An 18,265-nucleotide genomic window follows, 5' to 3' on the forward strand; every position below is an offset into this window, starting at 1 on the left:
CTTTCAGGTGTGGGAAAGCACTCCGCGGGGCTGCAGGAGCGGTAGATCGTTGTACGTGGCGATGCCCGGGGGTGCGGCGACGACCGCGGGGATGGCCGTGATCGCCGGCATCGCGGTGATGGTAAGCCCGAGCATGACGAAGTCGTCCAGGGTTTCGGCGACGAAGTCCGGGGGAGGCTCGAAACGCAGTGTGCTCGTGATCGTCGGCCTGCCTTCGACGGTGACGGTGTAGCCGAACGCGGTCGACCACGTCGGTTGCAGCGCTTGTCCCTTCGTCCACACGCCGCGGATCTCGATGACCTCACGCCCGTCGACCGAACCCGTCCACCGCACGTCGATCCCGGCCACGCAACCCGCCGCGATGGTCCAGCCGCCCGGTAGCTCGAGATCCTGGGTGGTCTGCGCATAATCGGCTGCGCAGCGGATCACGTCGAGCTCGGTGCCGAGGGCCTCGGCGACCAGTTGCACCGCCTCGCGGAAGATTCCCGACCCCTTCTCGGTGACCTCCTGCAGGTGGGGGTGGTCGATGGGATAGCCGAAGCCCATGGGGATCTCGGTCTCCGGCGAGTTGTAGATGGTGGTGTCGAAGGACTCGACGATGGAGATCTTGTCGACGCGGTCGGACAGGCCGGCGGTGACGACGGCGAAGAGCTGGATGAAGCCCGGGTTGATGCCGCTGCCGAAGATGGTCGCGCCACCGCGGTCGCAGGCGTCGGCGATACGGTGCCGGTCCTCGCCGAGGTTGTGGCCGGTGATGAACTCCGACGTCGTGACGACGTTGACGCCGGCTTCGAGGATGTGCACGAGGTGGTCGACATCGGCGAACATCGGGTTGTAGACGACGCAATCCGGTGCGAGCGCCAGGAGGGCGTCGACGTCGTCGGTGGCGGCGACGCCGAGCGCCTCGATGCCGCACAGCTTCCCGACGTCGGTGCCCACCTTGTCGGGCGCCCACGCGTAACAACCGACCAGCTCGAGGTCGGCATGGGCGGTGATGGCGTGCACGGACTTACGGCCGACGTTGCCCGTCGTCCACTGCACCACCCGGTACGTCATCCGCCGGTCCGCGTACCGGGTGTGAAGATCACCGGTACCGAGCGGAACCCGCGTGTGACAGAGTTCCCGTGAAACTTCGCCACTTCGTTTGGGGCCAGCGTGAAGTCCGGCATACGGGTCAGGACTCGCTCAAGGCCGACCTGGAATTCCAGTCGCGCGAGGTTGGATCCCAGGCATCGGTGCACACCGGCGCCGAAGCCCAGATGCCGGTTCTCCCGGCGGTCGAGGATGCAGCGGTCGGCGTCGGGGAACTCCTGTTCGTCGCGGTTGGCCGCGGCGTAGTTGACGATCACCGATTCGCCGGGTGAGAAGGTGCAGCCGCTCAGCTCGACCTCCTTGGCGACGGTGCGCGGGATACCGTGGATGGACCCTGCGAAGCGGATGAACTCCTCCACCGCGCGGGCCAGGAGGTCGGGGTCGTCGATCAGCCGGTCCCGTTCGCCCGGATTGGTGGCGAGGTAATGGTAGGCGAAAGACATTGCACTCGCCGTCGTTTCAAGCCCGGCCTGCACCAGCAGCATGGCGTTGGAGACGACATCGCCGAAGGACAGCTTCTCCCCGTCGATCTCCGCCGACAACAGCACATCGATCATGTCGTCGCGCGGTGGTTGCTCGAGGCGCTCCGTCACCGCGTCGTGCAAGTGCTGGTACAGCCCGCCCCAGGCAGCCATCCGGTCCTGTTCGGTGACGCCGTTGAGCGCGGTGTCGGTCAACTCCACGCAGAGCGGTACATCCTCGACTGGCATGCCGAGCAGGTAGGAGAAGAACACGATGCCGGGCTGGCGCCACGCCACCTGGGCGAGGTCGCCGGCTCCGCTCTCGATGAAATCATCGATGAGACGGTCGGTTTCGGCACCGATCTCGGGCCGCAGTGCCTTCATCCGGGCCGGGGAGAAGTACGGGTTGAGAACTTTGCGGAACTTCTGCTGCCTCGGCGGGTCGAGGGTGATGACGAGGTCACCCGCCAGCTGCTCGGCCCCTTCGGGGGTCGGATTGCTGGAGAAGTGCTCCCAGTCCTGAAGGATCTTGACGCACTCGGCGTAGCGCACCGCGACCCATGCACCGCTTGGCGTCGCGCTGAGAAACGGGTTGTCGGTGCGGGCGAACGGTGACTTGTCGCGCATCACCGAGTACACGTCGTAGAGGAAGTCATTGTCGTTGAAGTCTGCGTGCCGCAGATCCCAGTTCTCGGCGTGCCGTTCGGGTGTCTGCGTCACGGTGAATTCCCCTGCTGTTGAGCGGATTCGCGCGCCTCCCTTTCTTGATGAATCTTCACCAGTTCGCGCCAGCCGATCCGGTTGTACTGGGGAACGGGCTGGATTCCCCATTCGTCCTGGGCGGTGTCCTTGCCCTCGGCTCCCTCCGGCGGCCCGAGGGCCGGGTAGGGAACCTGACATTCGAGCGTGTCGTCGGAGTAGCGGACCTTGAGCAGTTCGCTGCAGATCTCGGTCAGGCTCAGTGTCGGGTAGCCGTAGTAGACCGCCATGAACGGCAGGGTGAACGCACCTTCGATGACGAGCGCGACAAGGCAGACGAGCACGGCTCGTTTGATCCATTTGTGCATGCGCGCGTAGTAGGGCGTAGTACCTGGAGGCAGATCCTCGGCGGTTTCCTCTGTCTTCTCTGGGGCAGTCACAGTAGCTCCTTCAGTCCGTGAAGATTTCGCGGTTGACGGTGTGCAGGTAGGGGATGGCGAGGAACGGCGTGATGTAGAAGATGTCGTAGAGCCACCAGCCGATGACGGGGAAGACGACACCCGCGTAGCGCACATCGGCGTACATCGTCATGTTGAACACGTACAGGCACCAGATGAGCACGCCCATCCAGCAGGTGATGATCATCCATTGGTGGCCCCAGCGTTTCATCTGGAGAAATCCGATGGCCGCCGCGCATCGCATCGCGAAGACGGTCAGGATCATGCCGAACACCATCGACTTCTCGCCCGGGCCTGCGGCGCCGCCGATCCACGCTTCGTTGTAGTGCCAGAAATAGCCGGCGTCGAACATGGCGCCCCAGCCGACCATCAGCACCCGGTTGATCAGCGTGTGGTTGGCAACCAGGTCCAGCGCCCAGCCCAGGCTGTTGAGCATGCCGTCGATCAGCGTGAGGTAGCCGATCAGCGTGACGATCATCGGGCGCACGGAGTATCCCGCGCGCAATGCCTGGCGCTGAAGGAACACCCCGCGCAGGAAGATCGGCAAACCAATGATGCCGGGCGCCCACATGCCCATCAGCCCGGCGCCGACGATCATCCACTTATCGGCCCGTCGCTGCGCCGCGCGGGACTCTTCGTGGTGCTCCTCGAGGGTCAGCGACCCTTCGAGCGGTACCGACGCGGTGACCTTTGCGCCCGTTTTCCGGTTGAGCATGGGCAGATTCACAACTCCCACCAACCCCGCGCAAACGACATGTAGAGCTGGATGCCGAACATCGTGGCCAGATAGCCGTAGATGACGATCTGCAAGATGATGAGCGCCTTCTTGCGGTTTTTTTCTTTTTGATCAACCATGTCTGCGTTCCTTCCTAACGATTCGGGGTGTCGGCGTCTGCGAGGCTGGCGGCAGCCACCTCGCGTAGGCCTTCGGAGATCGCGCCGTCGCTGGACAGCGGTGCCAACACGCACGCTTCGGCGGCTTCGAGTTCGGTGGCGCCCGCGGCGATCAGCTGTGCCGCCGTGACGAGCACCCGCGTGGACGGCGGCTCGAAGTGGAACGCCTGGTCGGCGGTGCGGATCGCGTTGGCGCACTGGACCAATCGCTGGGCCGTGCCGAGCCCGATGCCCGCCTCGGCGACGATCACCTCGGCCTCGCGGTCGGGCGGAAGGTACTGCATGGGCAGGGTGACGAACCGCTGCCGGAACGAGGGCTTGAGCTCTTTGAGCGAACTGCGGTAGGCCGGGTTGTAGGAGCAGACGAGCATGAATTCTTCTGGGGCCTGGACTACTTCGCCCGCACGGTCGAGATACAGGGTGCGCCGGTGGTCGGTCAGCGAGTGCAGGACGGCCAGCGAGTCGTGTCGTGCCTCCACGACCTCGTCGAGATAGCAGATCGCGCCCGTTTTGACCGCCCGGGTGAGAGGACCATCGGTCCAGGTCACGTCGCCGCCGGTCACCATGAACCGCCCGACGAGGTCGGAACTGGTGAGATCGTCGTGGCAGCTGATGGTGACGACGGGACGGCTGAGCAGCAGCCCCATGTGCTCGACCAGGCGGGTCTTGCCGCAGCCCGTCGGCCCGGTGAGCATCACCGGCAGGCGCTGCCGGAACGCCCGCTCGAACAGCTGCACCTCACTGCCGTTAGCGAGGTAAATGTCAGAGGTACTCATGCGGCGACCAGCTCCCTGTGGACGTGGGCGAGGACTCGGGGAAGATCTTCGACGCGCCGGATCCGCTGAGAGCGCTTGGCTCCGAACACTTCCGGCAGCGGGTCGACGCGTACGGGCCCGATGCCGACGTAGTACATCGACACCCCGGCCTCGTTGGCCTCCTCGACGGCGTGCGCGGCGTCGGCCCAGGCGTAGCGTCCCTCGTACCCTTCGTCGGAGATCAGGCCGTCGCCGATGACGATCAGCAGGCGCCGTTCAGAGGGCTGGGCGAGCAGTCTGCTCGTCAGATGGCGTAGCGGCGCCCCGAGGCGGGTGTACCCGCCGGTCGACAGGCCGAGGCTGCCGGGTGGGACGAAGCGGCGGTCGGGAAAGTCTTTGAGACAGTTGACTTCGACGCGATGGCGGGTGTTTCCGGTGAACACGAAGATGCCGTGGCGCTCGTGGGCTGTCGTCATCGCCCGCGACAGCGCGTCGGCGCAGGCGAGTTCGAGCTTGAAGATCGAACCACCGTGCACGCCGAGCGACGAGCTGCCGTCGAGCAGCAACGCGGTGGTGACGTCGCGATTGGACGGCAGCAGCTCGCGGAAGATCCGGGGCTCGACGGCCTCTCCGGTGGTCACGTCGATGTAGTGGCCCACGTACTGGTCGACGTCGATGTCGGAGCCGTCCTCCAGCCGGTTCTTCATCGCACGATGAGTGTTCTTCTCGAACCACTTGCGGACGTCGACGGCGATGGCGCCGGGCTGACCCGCGTTGCCGTGGTGCGATTTCTCCAGGACCGCAACGTGATCCGGCATGAAGCGCTTGCTCCACGCATTCCATTCCGGATAGGGGATGCCGGGTCGGTGGTCGGGGGTGATGTCGAGATCGTTGTCCTGCGGTCGGCTCGGTGGCGGCAGGTTGGAGTTCTTGATACCGCCCTCACCGCCCGCGGGCACCGAGTGCGGTGCGGGCACCCGCTTCTGATTCATCGTCCATGGCAGCCGCCCGAGGGTACGGCGCAGCTTGTCGGACATGCTTCGCGGTGCCGTGTACACCTGCGGCAGGCGCCCGAGAAGAGGGTCGACAGCCAGCGTCTGCCGGGTGCGGGCCAACGCGACCGCGCGGTTGAGCATCTCCGTGGCGTCTATGTCGCCGTCGGCCACGGCGAGATCGGGAAGCAGGCGGCGCATCTCGGAGAGCAGACCGGGCCAGTGCGTCGCGATCCAACCGAGGGCGACGCCGGCTTCGACCAGAGTGAGCGCGCTCAGCTCACGTGCGGACAGCTCGTTGAGGCGATAGTGCGTGACCCTGTCCTTGGATGGCGAACACTGAAGGGCGATACCGCATGTCAGGGTTCTGCGGGTCCAGTCGCGCGCCGTCACCGGGTGGGGAACATGGACAACATCGAGCATCGAACTCAGGCCGAAGCTCCGGTGCTGCCCGCTGACGAGGTGGGCACCGGTACGCCGCTGCTCGCTCAACGCGACCGCGGTCAGTGAACAGCTGCGCTCGATCGCCATCGCGTGCGCTTCGGAGAGTTCGTGCATCAGCTCAGAAGGTGCCGATGTTGGAGAACATCCAGTACCAGAACCAGATGATGAGCCCGGTGCCGCCCCAGGCGGCCACGTAGCGCAGAATCTCCCAGATCCAGCCGCCCATATCAGTTCCCCTCGTGCAGTTCGTCGTTCGGTGTTGTCATCGGGCCTCCAAACCTCTCCGGGCTGTGACGATCAGGTTGGCGAGCATGGCCTCACGCATCTCGCTGTCGGCGACTGTGGTCAGGACGCCGTAGATACCGAGCAGGAAGAACGCTGCGCTGTAGAACGCGTCGACTTCGGGGTGGACTTCGCCGTCACCACGTGCCCGTTCGATCTCGCGGACGAGCGAGACGATGACGGGGTGGTCCGACCAGTCGTCCTTACTCGGCCGGGTCGGCGAGAAGTGGAGTGCAAGGAGTTCTTTGAACAGCAGCGGACCGAGCCGCTGCTCCAGTCCGGACACCAGTTGGACGACTTTGGTGAGTGCGGCGGCCAGATCGTGTTCGGCATCGAGATAGTGCGCGAATTCTGCTGCCATGCGGGACTCTTCGCGCCGCTCGAGCTCCAGCAGGACGTGCTCCTTGCTGGGGAAGTGGAAGAAGAAGGTGCCGTGGGCGACTCCGGCGGCCGACACGATGGCGTTGACGTCTGCGCCGGACATGCCGGAGGCCTGGAACTCGGCGATGGCCGCGCCGAGTATGCGTTCGCGCGTCTGGAGCCGTCGCATCTCACGCGCGGACTGCTTGACCTGCGGGGTCATGGTCTGCTTCACCTCCTCACCAGTTGCTGAGTTTCGTCAATGAGTCAAGTCAGTCGGAAAAGATCTCGCGGTTGACGGAGTGGAGGTACGGGATCGCCAGGAACGGCGTGATGTAGAAGATGTCGTAGAGCCACCATCCGACGACGGGGAGTACGACGCCGGCGAACCGGACGTCGGCGTACATCGTCATGTTGAACACGTAGAGGCACCAGATCACGATGCCCATCCAGCAGGTGATGATCATCCACTGGTGACCCCAGCGCTTCATCTGGAGGAAGCCGATCGCTGCGGCGATCCGCATGGTGAAGACGGTGAGGATCATGCCGACTTCCATGGCCTTCTCGCCGGGGCCCGCGGCGCCGCCGAGCCAGAGCTCGTTGTAATGCCAGAAATATCCGGCATCGAACATTGCACCCCAGCCGTTCAACAGAATTCGGGCGAGGATGGTGTGGTTGGCGACGAGATCGAGCGCCCAGCCGACGGTGTTGATCGCGGCGTCGATGATGACCAGATAGCCGATGAGCGTGACCAGCATGGGGCGTACCGAAAGTCCGTCGCGCTGTGCTTTGCGGAGTAACCAGACACCACGCAGGAACAGGGGCAGACCGAAGATTCCGAGCGCCGCGGTGCCGATCAGCAGGCTCCCCGAGATGAGCCACTTGTCTGCCTGGCGCTGTGCCCGCCGCGAGGCCTCGAGGTGCTCGTCCAGTCCGCTTGCCGAGGCCGGGGCGGCGGCGCCTCGGCTGCCGCCACGGTTCAGATTGAACGTTGGCAAGTTCACAATGGCTGACTATAGTCACTGAGCGCACATAGTCAATCGGCTACTGTCAGCAGCCGAGAACCTCAACGAGGAGGATCGGCATGGCTCTCGAACAGTTCGGTCTCGACGGGCAGGTCGCCATCGTGACCGGCGCGGGCAAGGGTGTCGGCCAGGGAATCGCGCGGGTGCTGGCGGAGGCGGGGGCCACCGTCATCGGCACGGCCAGAACGGAATCCGACATCGTCGCGACGATCGCGGGGATCGAGGACGCCGGCGGCAAGGGCGTCGCCCTTGTCGCCGACGCAATGAGCCGCGCCGACGGCGAGCGCGTGGTCGCCACGGCGATGGAACGTTTCGGCCGCATCGACATCCTGATCAACAACGTCGGCGGCTCGACCTACGCGAGATTCCTGGACATCACCGACGAAGACTTCAGGCACACCTTCGACTGGTGCGTCACGTCGGCGTTCATCATGAGCCAACTCGTCGCACCCCACATGATCGAGGCCGGCCACGGGTCGATCGTCAACATCTCCTCGGGTTCGGCGCGGTTCGGTATCCGGGCACTGACCGCCTACTGCGTGGCCAAGGGTGGCTTGGAGGCGCTGACGAGGGCGATGGCTCAGGAACTGGCGCCGAAGATCCGGGTGAACGCCATCGCGCTGGGGTCTTTCGCGACGGAAGGTTTACAAGGAAGCCTTGACTTGTTACCCGGATCCCTGGACAAGATGAAGGAGGCGACGCCCCTGCATCGCCTCGGCGATGTGGAAGACCTCGGGAGGTTGTGCGTGTATCTGTCCACGCGCGACTGCTACGCCACCAATGCGATCTTCCACGTGGACGGCGGGATCGACTCGAACAACTCACCGCTGCCGATTCCGGATTACTGAGCGGGAACAGGTTCAACGATGCGCAGAGTGGTTCAGTTCTCGACGGGCAATGTCGGCAAGCATTCGTTGCGGGCCATCATCGGCAGGCCCGACCTCGAGCTCGTCGGTGTCCATGCGGCCAGTTCCGAGAAGATCGGGCGCGACGCGGCCGAACTGTGCGGATTGGGCGACCTCACAGGTGTCATCGCCACTGACGACATCGATGCGCTGATCGCGCTGCGGCCGGACTGCGTGGTCTACACCGCCCTGGGCGAGACGCGTCCCATCGAAGCGATCGAGCAGATGTCCGCGCTGCTGGCCGCCGGCATCAACGTGGTCGGTACGTCGATGGTGTGGCTCGTGACGCCGCGCCAGGCCGACGACTGGTTGCGTGTACCGCTGGAACAGGCCTGCGCCGCAGGCAATTCCTCGCTGTACGTCAACGGGATCGACCCCGGATACTCGGGTGACACCGCGGTCCATTCGGCACTGAGCCTGGTGACTCGCGCCGAATCAGTCAGCGTCAAGGAGGTTTTCGACTACGGAAACTACGACGACTACGAATACACCGGTACTGCCATGGGTTTCGGTACCACACCCGAGGACGACCTGCCGATGGCGTTCCAGCCGGGCGTCATCACGTCGATGTTCGGCGGTTTGGTGCGCAATCTCGCGAGCCAACTGGATGTCAAGCTCGACGAGGTCCGTCAACGTTACGAGCCGTGGTACACGACCGAACGCATCGAATGCACGATGATGACTGTCGAGCCGGGGCAGCTGGCCGGGGTGCGATTCGCTGTCGAAGGGGTCCGTGATGGGGTCCCCGTCATCACCGTCGAACACACCACGCGGCTCACTCCCGCGGCCGCCCCGGACTGGGAGTACCCACCATCCGGTCAGGATGGCGTGCACATGGTGATCGTCGAGGGTGAGCCCCGCATCGAGATGACCACCCATCTGTCACATCCGGTTCTCGATGTCACCGACGCCGGCTGTGTGTCCACCGCGGCTCGTGCGGTCAACGCCATCGATTGGGTCTGCCGGGCGCCCGCCGGACTGATCGCTGTCGAGGACATCCCGCCGGTGGAGATGATCCGCGGCCTGATGTGGTGATCTCAGAGCACAGGCAGTACCCGCCGAAGGATCAGGGCTGACGACGCGGCGACCTGTTCGGCGAAAGCCAGGAAGTTGAATCGCGAATCGTGCCCGGCTAGATCGGACAGGGCACGGATCACCAACCAAGGGATGTCGAACGCCTCGGCTACCTGGGCGACGGCACCGCCCTCCATCTCCACGGCGAGCGCGCCGAACTCGCGGTGCCACTGCTCCCTCGTCTGGTCACAGTGCAGGAACTGATCACCGGAAAGCACGGTGCCGTAGGCGATCCGGGGAGCCCGATCGCCGCCGCCGGCGTCCGCGGACAGCGGTGGAAGGGCCACAGCGTCGAGACGGTTCCGGACCCGCGCCAGGAGATCCTGATGCACCGTGAAGCCGAACCGCTCGGTCGGGTTGATGAACGGCACGTGCCCTGCCTGATAGGGCTGTAGCCGGCCGTCCTCGATCAGGCCGGCGTCGTGTTGGAGGACTCGGTCGGCGATGACGACGTCGCCGATCCTCAGAGCGGGGTCGACGCCGCCCGCAACTCCTGAGAACACCATCGCCGAACAGGAGAACCGGTCCGCCAGCACCGTGGCGACCAGCGCGCTGTTGACTTTGCCCATTCCTGAGCCCGCCAGCACCACCTCGTGGTTATCCAGTTGCCCGGTAACGAATTCCGAATGGGCGACGCGGACCGGTCGCGGGTTCGTCAACTCTGCCTGCAGGTGCGTGAGTTCTTCAGGAATCGCGCAGATCAAACCCAATGGCATAGCTCCCATGGTCCCTCAGCGCAGGCCAACCTAGCGGGGGCAGGGTCCCGGCAGGAACAGGCTCCAGCACCAGCCCGGGGGGAGCGGGGGCGTGAAGAAGGGGCCGCCGTCGCCCGGAGGTCCGGGAGGGTTGGGACCGTCCCAGATGTTCTGGGCGACGTTTCCCTGGCCGTGGTAGACGATGTAGTAGCTGTGGCAGATGTTGTTGTCCCAGATCACGGGGTTGACCCGCTTGTTGCCCGTTTCGACCGGCGGGTCACCGGGGCACCAGCTCAGCGGGCCGGTGGGAGGGGTCCCCGCCGCAGCCACTCCGCTGGACATTCCCAGGCTGCCCATCGCGATGCCAGCTGAGAGCACCGCTCCGGCGATCGCCCGCTTGGTGATGTTCATGTCTGTTCCTTCTGGCGGTGCGCCGCTCGTTCGGCGTCGATGGGACAAGTACAGAACCGGCGGCAGGCTACCGATCCCAACTTCGACGGCGGCCACCGCACATCGGTGACGTTTCCGGCGATTGGGCCGCAGCATGCTGTGCAGTCGCTTAGCATGACGACCCATGTCAGCGACGACCGTTCAGCCGGGCATCTGCCGAATCTGTTCCGCCCACTGCGGCGTGCTGGCCACCGTCACCGACGGGCGGCTGACCAAGGTGACAGGCGACCCGGACAACCCGATGTTCAAGGGCTACACCTGCATCAAGGGCAGAGCGCTGCCCGAGATCCACAACAACCCGGATCGGCTTCTGCACAGTCGCAAACGCCAGCCCGACGGCAGCTATTCGACCATCGGTTCCGAGCAGGCGATGGACGAGATCGCCGCCAGGCTGCAACAGCTCATTGCCGAACACGGACCGCGGTCGGTGGCGATGTACCTCGGTACCAACGGCCTGCCCTACCCCGCCTCGGCGTTGATGGGCAATGCGTTCATGCGCGGTATCGAGTCGCCGATGTTCTTCACCGCCAACACCATCGATCAGCCGGGCAAACAGATCGCCCTCGCGGCACACGGTCACTGGCTGGGCGGTGACGTCGACTTCCACGACGCCGACAGCTGGATGCTGGTCGGGACGAATCCGTTGGTATCCAAGGCCATCGGCATTCCGGGCCAGAATCCGTCACAGAATCTGCGGGCGGCCGTGGAGCGCGGTATGAAGCTGATCGTCATCGACCCGCGTCGGTCCCAGACTGCGGCGCGTGCCGCGATCCACCTCCAGCCCCGACCGGGCGAGGACGTCACGATCCTGGCAGGGATCATCAACATCATCATCGGCGAGCGGTGGCACGACCCGTCGTTCATCGACGAGAACGTCGCGGGATTCGACGACCTGGCGCGCGCGGTCTCGGGCTTCACCCCCTCCTACGTCGCGCAGCGGGCCGACGTCCCCGAGTCCCAACTCCTCGACGCAGCACAGACATTCGCGACCTACGGCGCCAAACGCGGAATGGTCAACGCAGGCACAGGTGCCAACTTCGCGATGCACGGCAACCTGCTCGAGTATCTGTGCCTGTGCCTGACGACGATCTGCGGGCGGTGGCAGCGTGCGGGCGAGCGGGTGACGCGTCCGAACACGCTTATGCCGGCGTTCACGGCCAAGGCGCAGGCTCATCCGCCCTACGAGGGCTGGGGTTTCGGCGAACGGCTCCGGGTCCGGGGGTTGACCGACACGGTGAGCGGAATGCCGACTGCGGCTCTGGCCGACGAGATCCTGCTCGATGGCGAGGGCCAGGTCAAAGCCTTGATCTGCATCGGCGGGAACCCGATGGCCGCCTGGCCGGATCAGCGAAAGACCCACCGGGCCCTGGAAAGTCTCGAGCTGCTGGTCACCCTCGACACCGAGATGTCACTGACGTCCCAGCTGGCCGACTACGTCATCGCCCCGATGATGCAGATGGAGACGCCGGCCATGACGATGGGCAGCGAGCTCATCAAGTACTACACCAGCGGGACCGGAATCCCGGCGGCGTACGCACAATACGTACCGCGCATCGTCGATCCGCCTGCCGGGTCGGACCTGATCGAGGAATGGCAGTTCTTCCTCGGACTTGCCAAGCGGATGAAACTCGAGTTGTGGTTCGTGAACTTCTTCGGCGGCGGCGGGGGCAGATTCATGGAATCGCCGCCGATCGTGCTGCAGATGAACGGCGACACCGAATTGACCACCGAAGAGTTGTTCGCCCAGATGTGCGCCACGTCGCGCATTCCGCTCGACGAGGTGCGTAGTCACGCGCACGGCAAAATCTTCGACGTCGACGCCGTCGTTGCGGACCGAGACCCTGGGTGTCCGGACCGGCTGGACGTCGGAAACGGCCACATGCTGGCCGAACTCGCCGATGTCCTCGCCGAAGACTTCGTCTCCGCTCAAGCCGATTCCGAGTTCCCGTTCCGGCTGATTCCGCGGCGCCACCAGAACTTCATGAACTCGTCGGGGACGGGCCTGCCCGCGCTGAACAAGGGGAAGCCGTACAACCCGGTGTACATGCACCCGGACGCCGTCAGCGCGCTCGGAATCGAGTCCGGCGACCCGGTGCTCGTCACCTCGCGCCATGACAGCGTGCCTGCGGTGCTGGAAGCCGACGAGACGTTGCGGCGCGACGTCGTCGCGATGCACCACGCGTTCGGTGGTATGCCGACCGACGACAGCACGTTCCGCACGCACGGCACCAACGTGGGACGGCTCGTGCCCACAGACGTCGACTACGACGCCGTCACAGGTTTGCCGCGCCAAGGCAACATCGCGGTCTCGGTCACCCTGCTGGCGGACTGATCGGCCTGTAATCTACGACCCTGCTGGCCCATTCGGCTAGAGTGCGCTGACAGCCCTCGCTGGGCCACAGATTGTCGGGAGTTGCAGGTGAGTTCAGCCGGCCTGGTTGACGGACCGGATGCGGAACGCTGGTTTCTCGAGCGCGGCCTTCCGTCGGTGATCGGAAGGCGCGCCCGCTGGCGCAACGTCCTGAGCCGCTCGGCGCCGGTGCTGGCCGGGTGGGCCGTACTGATGGTGACGAGCTTCTTCGTCATGTGGGCCTCCGGCGACAGCGACGTCGACACCGACGACGACAACGTCACCACCCTCCAAGTGCTCGCTGCCGTCGTCCTGATCTTGATCGTCCCTGCCGTCGTCGCCGTCACATGGGCGGTCGCGCGGATGTCCAACGTGGTGGCGCGGCGAACGGTCGCGCTGGTTGCGGTGGTCGCCGGGACGTTCTCGGACTTCTACGAGGACGATCCCCTGGATGTATTGCGGGACTTCGCGATCGACGGCTCGATTGTCATCGCCATCGTGGTGGCGACCGGTCTGGGTCTGGGCGCCATCGCGGGCTGGGCGCTGCGTATCACGCTGAGGCACTTCAAATCCGCCGCCCGCCTTCTGTTCAGGGCGTTGCCCGTCGTGCTGCTCACCATCCTGGTGTTCTTCAACTCGCCTCTGTGGACGATCTCGTCCAATATCGACGGACTTCGTGTCGGGTTGATGGTCCTGTTCCTGGGCGGGGTGGCCACCTCCTATCTCATCGCGGGCCTCCTCGACTCCGTGGGGCCGCTCATGTGGCACGAGCCCGAATCGGAGGCCGGCGGAGACCGACGGCCGCTGACCACGCTCGAACGGGCGAATGTCATTGTGGTGGCGGCTGTTTCCCAGATCATTCAGGCCGTGTCCATCGCCGTCGTCATCGGCCTGCTGTACCTGGTGCTCGGCCTCATCGTGATGAACGCGGCGAACGTCAATCACCTGACGGGTGGCGGCCCGACGCAGGGTGAATGGCTGGGGGTGACCATTCCGGCGCCGCCCGCACTCATCCGGGTCGTCGTCTTCCTGATGGCGTTGACCTACATGTACATCTGTGCCCGCGCGGTCGGCGACGGCGAGTACCGGTCCGGCTTCCTGGATCCGCTGCTGGCGGATCTGCGTGCCGCACTCGACGCGCGCGACCGCCTCTACAGCAAGCGGCCCGGCGAGGACAACCCACAGGGGCCGACTTGTGGCGAGGACACCACCCCCGTGTAGGACTGCCCGCGAACCACTCTCACCCCGCAGCGCGGGAGATCACCCCGACGATGCCCTCACGCGTCTGGGGCCTGCCGAAGTAAAAGCCCTGAGCCAAGGCGAATCCCATCCCGCGAAGCACATTCGCCTCGTGGGCCGTCTCCACACCTTCCGCCACGATCGGCAGGCTCAGCGCGTCGGCGAGACCGGCGACGGCATGCAGGAGCGGCGGCGAGGACGACGAGGCGGAGCTGATCGACGCGATGAACGTCGCATCCAATTTGAGAAGGTCGGTGGGGAGCTTCTGCAACCTGCTCAACGACGAGTAGCCGGTGCCGAAATCGTCGATGGCAATCCGGATTCCGTGTGTCCGAAGCTCGTGCAGCGCCAGGATCGACGATGGCCGGTCCACGTCGATCACGGTCTCGGTGACCTCAAGGACCAGCTGGGTTGCCGGCCAGCCCGTCTCGGCGAGCGTGGCCAGGACCCGGTCGACATAGCCCTTCTCGACCAGCTCAAGTCCGGAGACGTTGACGCTCAACGACAGCCGCAGCTGCGGTGTCTTCTGCTGCATCCACAGTGCGTCGAGGCACGCCCGCCGTAACACGTACTGGTCGAGTGCCGCGATCAGATCGTTGTCCTCGGCGACCCGGATCACCTCGCCCGCTTGCAGATCGGGCCCGAATATCGGCGTCCACCGCATGAGCGCCTCGACGCCCACGACGTCGTAACCTTCGGCCAGCCGGACGATCGGCTGGTAGTGGACACCGACCGATTCCTCGGTGAGGGCGTCGCGCAGTTGGACCGCCAGCGTCGGCAGGTGTGCGGATTCGAGCATCGTGTGATTGCGTCCGACCGACCGGGCGCGCCGGAGCGCGATGTCGGCGCGTTTGAGCACATGCGCCGCGGATTCGCCGACATCCCATGCGCTCACGCCCGCGGAGAACTCCTGCGAGCTGCCGACGCGAAGTCGCTGGGTGAGCGCGAGTGCCTCCTGCTCGGTCGCTTCGGGCAGCATCACGATGAACTCGTCGTTGGCACGCCTGGCCAGAACCTGCTCGGGTGTCAGGACGCCGAGCCACAGCGTCGCGAGCTGCTGCATCAGCTCGTCGCCTGCGTGGTCGCCGAACTCGGTGTGGATCGCGGCGTAGCTGTCGACGCAGATGAGGATGACGGCCGGTCCGGCCTCCTCGGTATGGGCCTGCCCGATCTCCGCGGCGATCGCCCGGTCGAAGCCACGTCGGTTGAGCACACCGGTGGCATCGTCGAGCTCCGCCTTGGCCACACTCTGACCGAGGATGATGATCAGTGTTCCGATCGCCGCGGTAACCGCCGCTGTGACCACACCCGTAAACCAGGGCACATCCGGTCTGAAGCTCAACGCCGCCACGCAGCACACGACTCCGACCGCCACATGCGCAGCCGCGGTCGGCCAGGCGACGAAGAACGCCGAGCACGCGATGAACACGAACAACGTGGCGACCGAGACCGAGGCGATGCCGGTCGATCCGAGCACCGATGCCGTGATCTGCAACGACGCGGCGACGACCAGAACGTGGAATTGCCACAGCGTCACACGGGATCCGGTCCACAGGACGGTGAGTCCGATGGAGGTGGCGATGGCCGCGTTGGTGTACTGCAGGGCGGCGTCGTCGAAGTGTGCTGGAGCCAGTGTGGTGATGAGAGCGATGAGGACGCCGCCGAACAGAAAGCACGATCCGGCGGTCCTGGCCCACATCAAGGAGGTGGCGATTCCCGGCCACATTTGCGCGCGCTTGACTGCGGCCCAGCCGGCCCGCACCCCTGCCACGCCGCCATCGTAACGTGGCGTTCGGCGTTGCTGCTGGAAGTAGGGGTCTTTCGGCGGCTCTTTCTGTGCGAACGCGCCGGTCGGCTCACCCCAGGCGCGCGCGCAGTTCTCTCTTGAGTACCTTGCCGTAGCTGTTCTTCGGCAGCTCGTCGACGAATTCGTAACGCTTCGGCCGTTTGAACCTCGCGATGCGCTCGAGCAGATGCGCATCCAGGTCGGCGGGCGCGACCTCCCCGACGATGAACGCGACGACCACCTCGCCCCACTCCTCGTCCGGCGCACCGACGACCCCGGCCTCCACCACGGCGGGGTGTTCGAGCAGCACCTCTTCGACTTCGCGCGGATAGATGTTGCTACCGCCGCTGATCACGACATCCTTGGATCGGTCGCGCAGGGTCAGAAATCCGTTCGCGTCGAACGAACCCATGTCCCCGGTGCGCAGCCAACCGTTCTGCAGCGTCGCCTCGGTGGCCGACGCGTTCTTCCAGTAGCCCGACATCACGACATCGCCCCGGCAGACGATCTCGCCGATTTCGCCGATCCCCGCCGGGGAACCGTCTTCGCCCAGCACCGCCACGTCGACGCCGGACCGGGCGTAACCCACTGAACCGAGCACGGTGTCCGTCGCGTCGATGTGATCGTGGCGGCGCAGGCCCGTGATCGTCATCGGTGCCTCGCCCTGTCCGTAGAGCTGCACGAAGATCGGCCCGAAGGCCGCCATAGCCTTTTTCAGGCTGTCGACGTACATCGGCCCACCGCCGTAGACGATGGTCTGCAAGTTGGAGGGACACGACCGCCCCGTCTGGACGAGCCGCGCCACCATGGTCGGCGCGAGGAACGCGCTGCAGCCCGGATGGCTGTCGCACAGGTCGAGGAACTCGTCGGGGTCGAATGACCCGGTCGCCGGGATCACCTGCCGCGCACCCCGCGAAACATACGGCGGCACATACAGTCCCGATCCGTGCGACATCGGAGCCCCGTGAATCAGGCTGGAGTTCTCGTCGGGGGAATCGAAGTCGGCGAGGTGCGCGACCGTCATCGCCATCAGGTTGCGGTGCGACAGCATCGCACCCTTCGACCTGCCGGTGGTGCCGCTGGTGTAGAACAGCCAGGCCAGCAGCGCCGGTTCGGTGTTACGGGGCACCGCCAAAGCATCTGCGGTGCATCGGCTCTCGTACTCGGGGGAGCCGATCACCTCGATGGGGACCGATGTGACCGAGACCAGTTGTGCGCCGACCTTCGTCGAGGCGAAGACGCGGCCCGCGCCGGAATCGTCGAGGATCTGCTCCATCTCACGCGGATGCAGCTTGAAGTTCAGTGGCACGAAGACGCATTCGGCCGCCCAGATCGCGAACATCAACTCGACGATCTCCGGACTGTTCTCGCTCGCGACCGCGATGCGGGCACCGGGCCCGAACTCACGGAACGATCCCGCCAGTCGCAGCGCCCGCTCACGCAGCGACGACCACGTATGGACCTGGCGTTCACCGTGATACACGGCACCGCGGTCGCCGTGACGTGCCGCGGTTTGATCGAGCAGCGAGAAGAGATTCACTACCTTGCCACCCAGTCGGAGTTCAACGCGAAGTCAGACAGGTACTTCGTCGAGCTCCAGCCGCCGTCGACGACGATCGTCTGCCCGTTGATGAAGCTGCCACCCTCCGAGCACAGGAACGCCACCGTCGACGCGATGTCCTCGACCCTGCCCAGCCGCTGGTGCGGCGTCATCTCCGTGTTGATCTTGCGGAACCGCTCATCCTCGAGCCGTGTCGCGACCATCGGCGTGAGCGTCACGCCGGGTGCGACGGCGTTACAACGGATTCCCTGCGCACCGTACTGGCACGCAATGTGATTGGTCAGCGCCGTCATACCGCCTTTGGCCGCCGAGTATGCGCCGCCGCGCAGGCCGCCGACCACGGCGAAGGTCGACGTCACGTTGATGATGGCCGACCCGGGCTGCATGTGGACGATCACGTCGCGCGCGAGCCGGAACGGTGCCCGCAGCATGATGCCGAGAAAGTGGTCGAGCGTTTCGTCGTCGGTTTCGTGCAGCGGCTTCGGGCTGCCGATACCAGCGTTGTTGACGAGGAAATCGATGCGCCCCCACCGCTCCAGCGCAGCGGCCACGATGCGCTGCGGGGCGTCGTCGGCGGTCAGGTCGACGGCGAGCGTCGCGATCCGGTCCGACGTCTTGTCCAGCTCGGCCAACCGATCGGCATCGCGGCCGGTGCCAAGAACGGCCATGCCCTGCTCGGCAAGCATTGTCGCGCAGCCGAATCCGATGCCGCTGCTGGCACCGGTGACGATCGCTACCTGCAT

18 protein-coding genes are annotated in these 18,265 nt (G+C 65.4%); 4 read left to right on the forward strand and 14 right to left on the reverse strand.

Annotated features, from left to right (window positions below; genetic code table 11):
• Positions 1-3 precede the first annotated feature (3 nt).
• The 9 genes from P9A17_RS13980 to P9A17_RS14020 form a co-directional block, all read right to left on the reverse strand.
• Complete coding sequence (locus P9A17_RS13980; protein WP_278039236.1) at positions 4-1,056, reverse strand: dihydrodipicolinate reductase; 1,053 nt, start codon at positions 1,054-1,056, stop codon at positions 4-6.
• Positions 1,053-2,273 carry a cytochrome P450 gene (locus tag P9A17_RS13985; RefSeq protein ID WP_278039237.1) on the reverse strand — a complete coding sequence of 407 codons (1,221 nt, stop codon included), beginning with the start codon at positions 2,271-2,273 and terminating at the stop codon, positions 1,053-1,055. The genes P9A17_RS13980 and P9A17_RS13985 overlap by 4 nt, the downstream gene beginning before the upstream one ends.
• Positions 2,270-2,620 carry a hypothetical protein gene (locus tag P9A17_RS13990; protein WP_278039851.1) on the reverse strand — a complete coding sequence of 117 codons (351 nt, stop codon included), beginning with the start codon at positions 2,618-2,620 and terminating at the stop codon, positions 2,270-2,272. The genes P9A17_RS13985 and P9A17_RS13990 overlap by 4 nt, the downstream gene beginning before the upstream one ends.
• 82 nt (positions 2,621-2,702) lie before the next feature.
• The gene (locus P9A17_RS13995; RefSeq protein WP_278039238.1) at positions 2,703-3,437 is read right to left on the reverse strand and encodes a hypothetical protein; all 735 of its coding nucleotides are present in this window, start codon (positions 3,435-3,437) and stop codon (positions 2,703-2,705) included.
• A complete protein-coding gene (locus P9A17_RS14000) occupies positions 3,434-3,565 on the reverse strand; it encodes a hypothetical protein (RefSeq protein ID WP_278039239.1) in 132 nt (43 codons plus the stop codon). Before P9A17_RS14000 ends, P9A17_RS13995 begins: the two co-directional genes overlap by 4 nt.
• Positions 3,566-3,579: 14 nt before the next feature.
• On the reverse strand, positions 3,580-4,380 hold the full coding sequence (locus P9A17_RS14005; protein ID WP_278039240.1) for a CbbQ/NirQ/NorQ/GpvN family protein: 801 nt from the start codon (positions 4,378-4,380) through the stop codon (positions 3,580-3,582).
• Positions 4,377-5,909 (reverse strand): MorD protein, encoded by a 1,533-nt coding sequence (locus P9A17_RS14010; RefSeq protein WP_278039241.1) that lies wholly within the window; start codon positions 5,907-5,909, stop codon positions 4,377-4,379. The genes P9A17_RS14005 and P9A17_RS14010 overlap by 4 nt, the downstream gene beginning before the upstream one ends.
• Before the next feature lie 148 nt (positions 5,910-6,057).
• A complete protein-coding gene (locus P9A17_RS14015) occupies positions 6,058-6,660 on the reverse strand; it encodes a TetR/AcrR family transcriptional regulator (RefSeq protein WP_278039852.1) in 603 nt (200 codons plus the stop codon).
• 49 nt (positions 6,661-6,709) lie between these two features.
• Positions 6,710-7,435 carry a hypothetical protein gene (locus tag P9A17_RS14020; protein ID WP_278039853.1) on the reverse strand — a complete coding sequence of 242 codons (726 nt, stop codon included), beginning with the start codon at positions 7,433-7,435 and terminating at the stop codon, positions 6,710-6,712.
• An 86-nt stretch (positions 7,436-7,521) separates the two neighbouring features.
• Here P9A17_RS14020 and P9A17_RS14025 point away from each other — a divergent pair, with 86 nt between their 5' ends.
• Positions 7,522-8,310 (forward strand): SDR family oxidoreductase, encoded by a 789-nt coding sequence (locus P9A17_RS14025; protein ID WP_278039242.1) that lies wholly within the window; start codon positions 7,522-7,524, stop codon positions 8,308-8,310.
• An 18-nt stretch (positions 8,311-8,328) separates the two neighbouring features.
• A complete protein-coding gene (locus tag P9A17_RS14030; RefSeq protein WP_278039243.1) occupies positions 8,329-9,402 on the forward strand; it encodes a dihydrodipicolinate reductase in 1,074 nt (357 codons plus the stop codon).
• 2 nt (positions 9,403-9,404) lie between these two features.
• Here the strand turns inward: P9A17_RS14030 and P9A17_RS14035 are convergent, their stop codons facing one another.
• Positions 9,405-10,157, reverse strand: a complete 753-nt coding sequence (locus tag P9A17_RS14035) for a 5'-methylthioadenosine/adenosylhomocysteine nucleosidase (protein ID WP_278039244.1) — start codon at positions 10,155-10,157, stop codon at positions 9,405-9,407.
• Positions 10,158-10,187: 30 nt separating this feature from the next.
• On the reverse strand, positions 10,188-10,547 hold the full coding sequence (locus P9A17_RS14040) for a hypothetical protein (RefSeq protein ID WP_278039245.1): 360 nt from the start codon (positions 10,545-10,547) through the stop codon (positions 10,188-10,190).
• 163 nt (positions 10,548-10,710) lie between these two features.
• On the opposite strand from P9A17_RS14040, the gene P9A17_RS14045 reads away from it, so the two are divergent.
• Positions 10,711-12,918 (forward strand): molybdopterin-dependent oxidoreductase, encoded by a 2,208-nt coding sequence (locus tag P9A17_RS14045; protein ID WP_278039246.1) that lies wholly within the window; start codon positions 10,711-10,713, stop codon positions 12,916-12,918.
• 87 nt (positions 12,919-13,005) lie between these two features.
• Complete coding sequence (locus P9A17_RS14050) at positions 13,006-14,157, forward strand: hypothetical protein (protein ID WP_278039247.1); 1,152 nt, start codon at positions 13,006-13,008, stop codon at positions 14,155-14,157.
• A gap of 19 nt (positions 14,158-14,176) precedes the next feature.
• Here the strand turns inward: P9A17_RS14050 and P9A17_RS14055 are convergent, their stop codons facing one another.
• From P9A17_RS14055 to P9A17_RS14065, 3 genes are all read right to left on the reverse strand, one after another.
• Positions 14,177-15,946 carry a bifunctional diguanylate cyclase/phosphodiesterase gene (locus tag P9A17_RS14055; protein WP_278039248.1) on the reverse strand — a complete coding sequence of 590 codons (1,770 nt, stop codon included), beginning with the start codon at positions 15,944-15,946 and terminating at the stop codon, positions 14,177-14,179.
• 85 nt (positions 15,947-16,031) lie between these two features.
• On the reverse strand, positions 16,032-17,501 hold the full coding sequence (locus P9A17_RS14060) for a long-chain fatty acid--CoA ligase (RefSeq protein WP_278039249.1): 1,470 nt from the start codon (positions 17,499-17,501) through the stop codon (positions 16,032-16,034).
• Positions 17,501-18,265, reverse strand: a complete 765-nt coding sequence (locus P9A17_RS14065; protein ID WP_278039250.1) for an SDR family oxidoreductase — start codon at positions 18,263-18,265, stop codon at positions 17,501-17,503. The genes P9A17_RS14060 and P9A17_RS14065 overlap by 1 nt, the downstream gene beginning before the upstream one ends.

This window comes from Mycobacterium sp. 236(2023) (assembly GCF_029623955.1).
In the GTDB taxonomy this organism is placed as follows: Bacteria; Actinomycetota; Actinomycetes; order Mycobacteriales; family Mycobacteriaceae; genus Mycobacterium.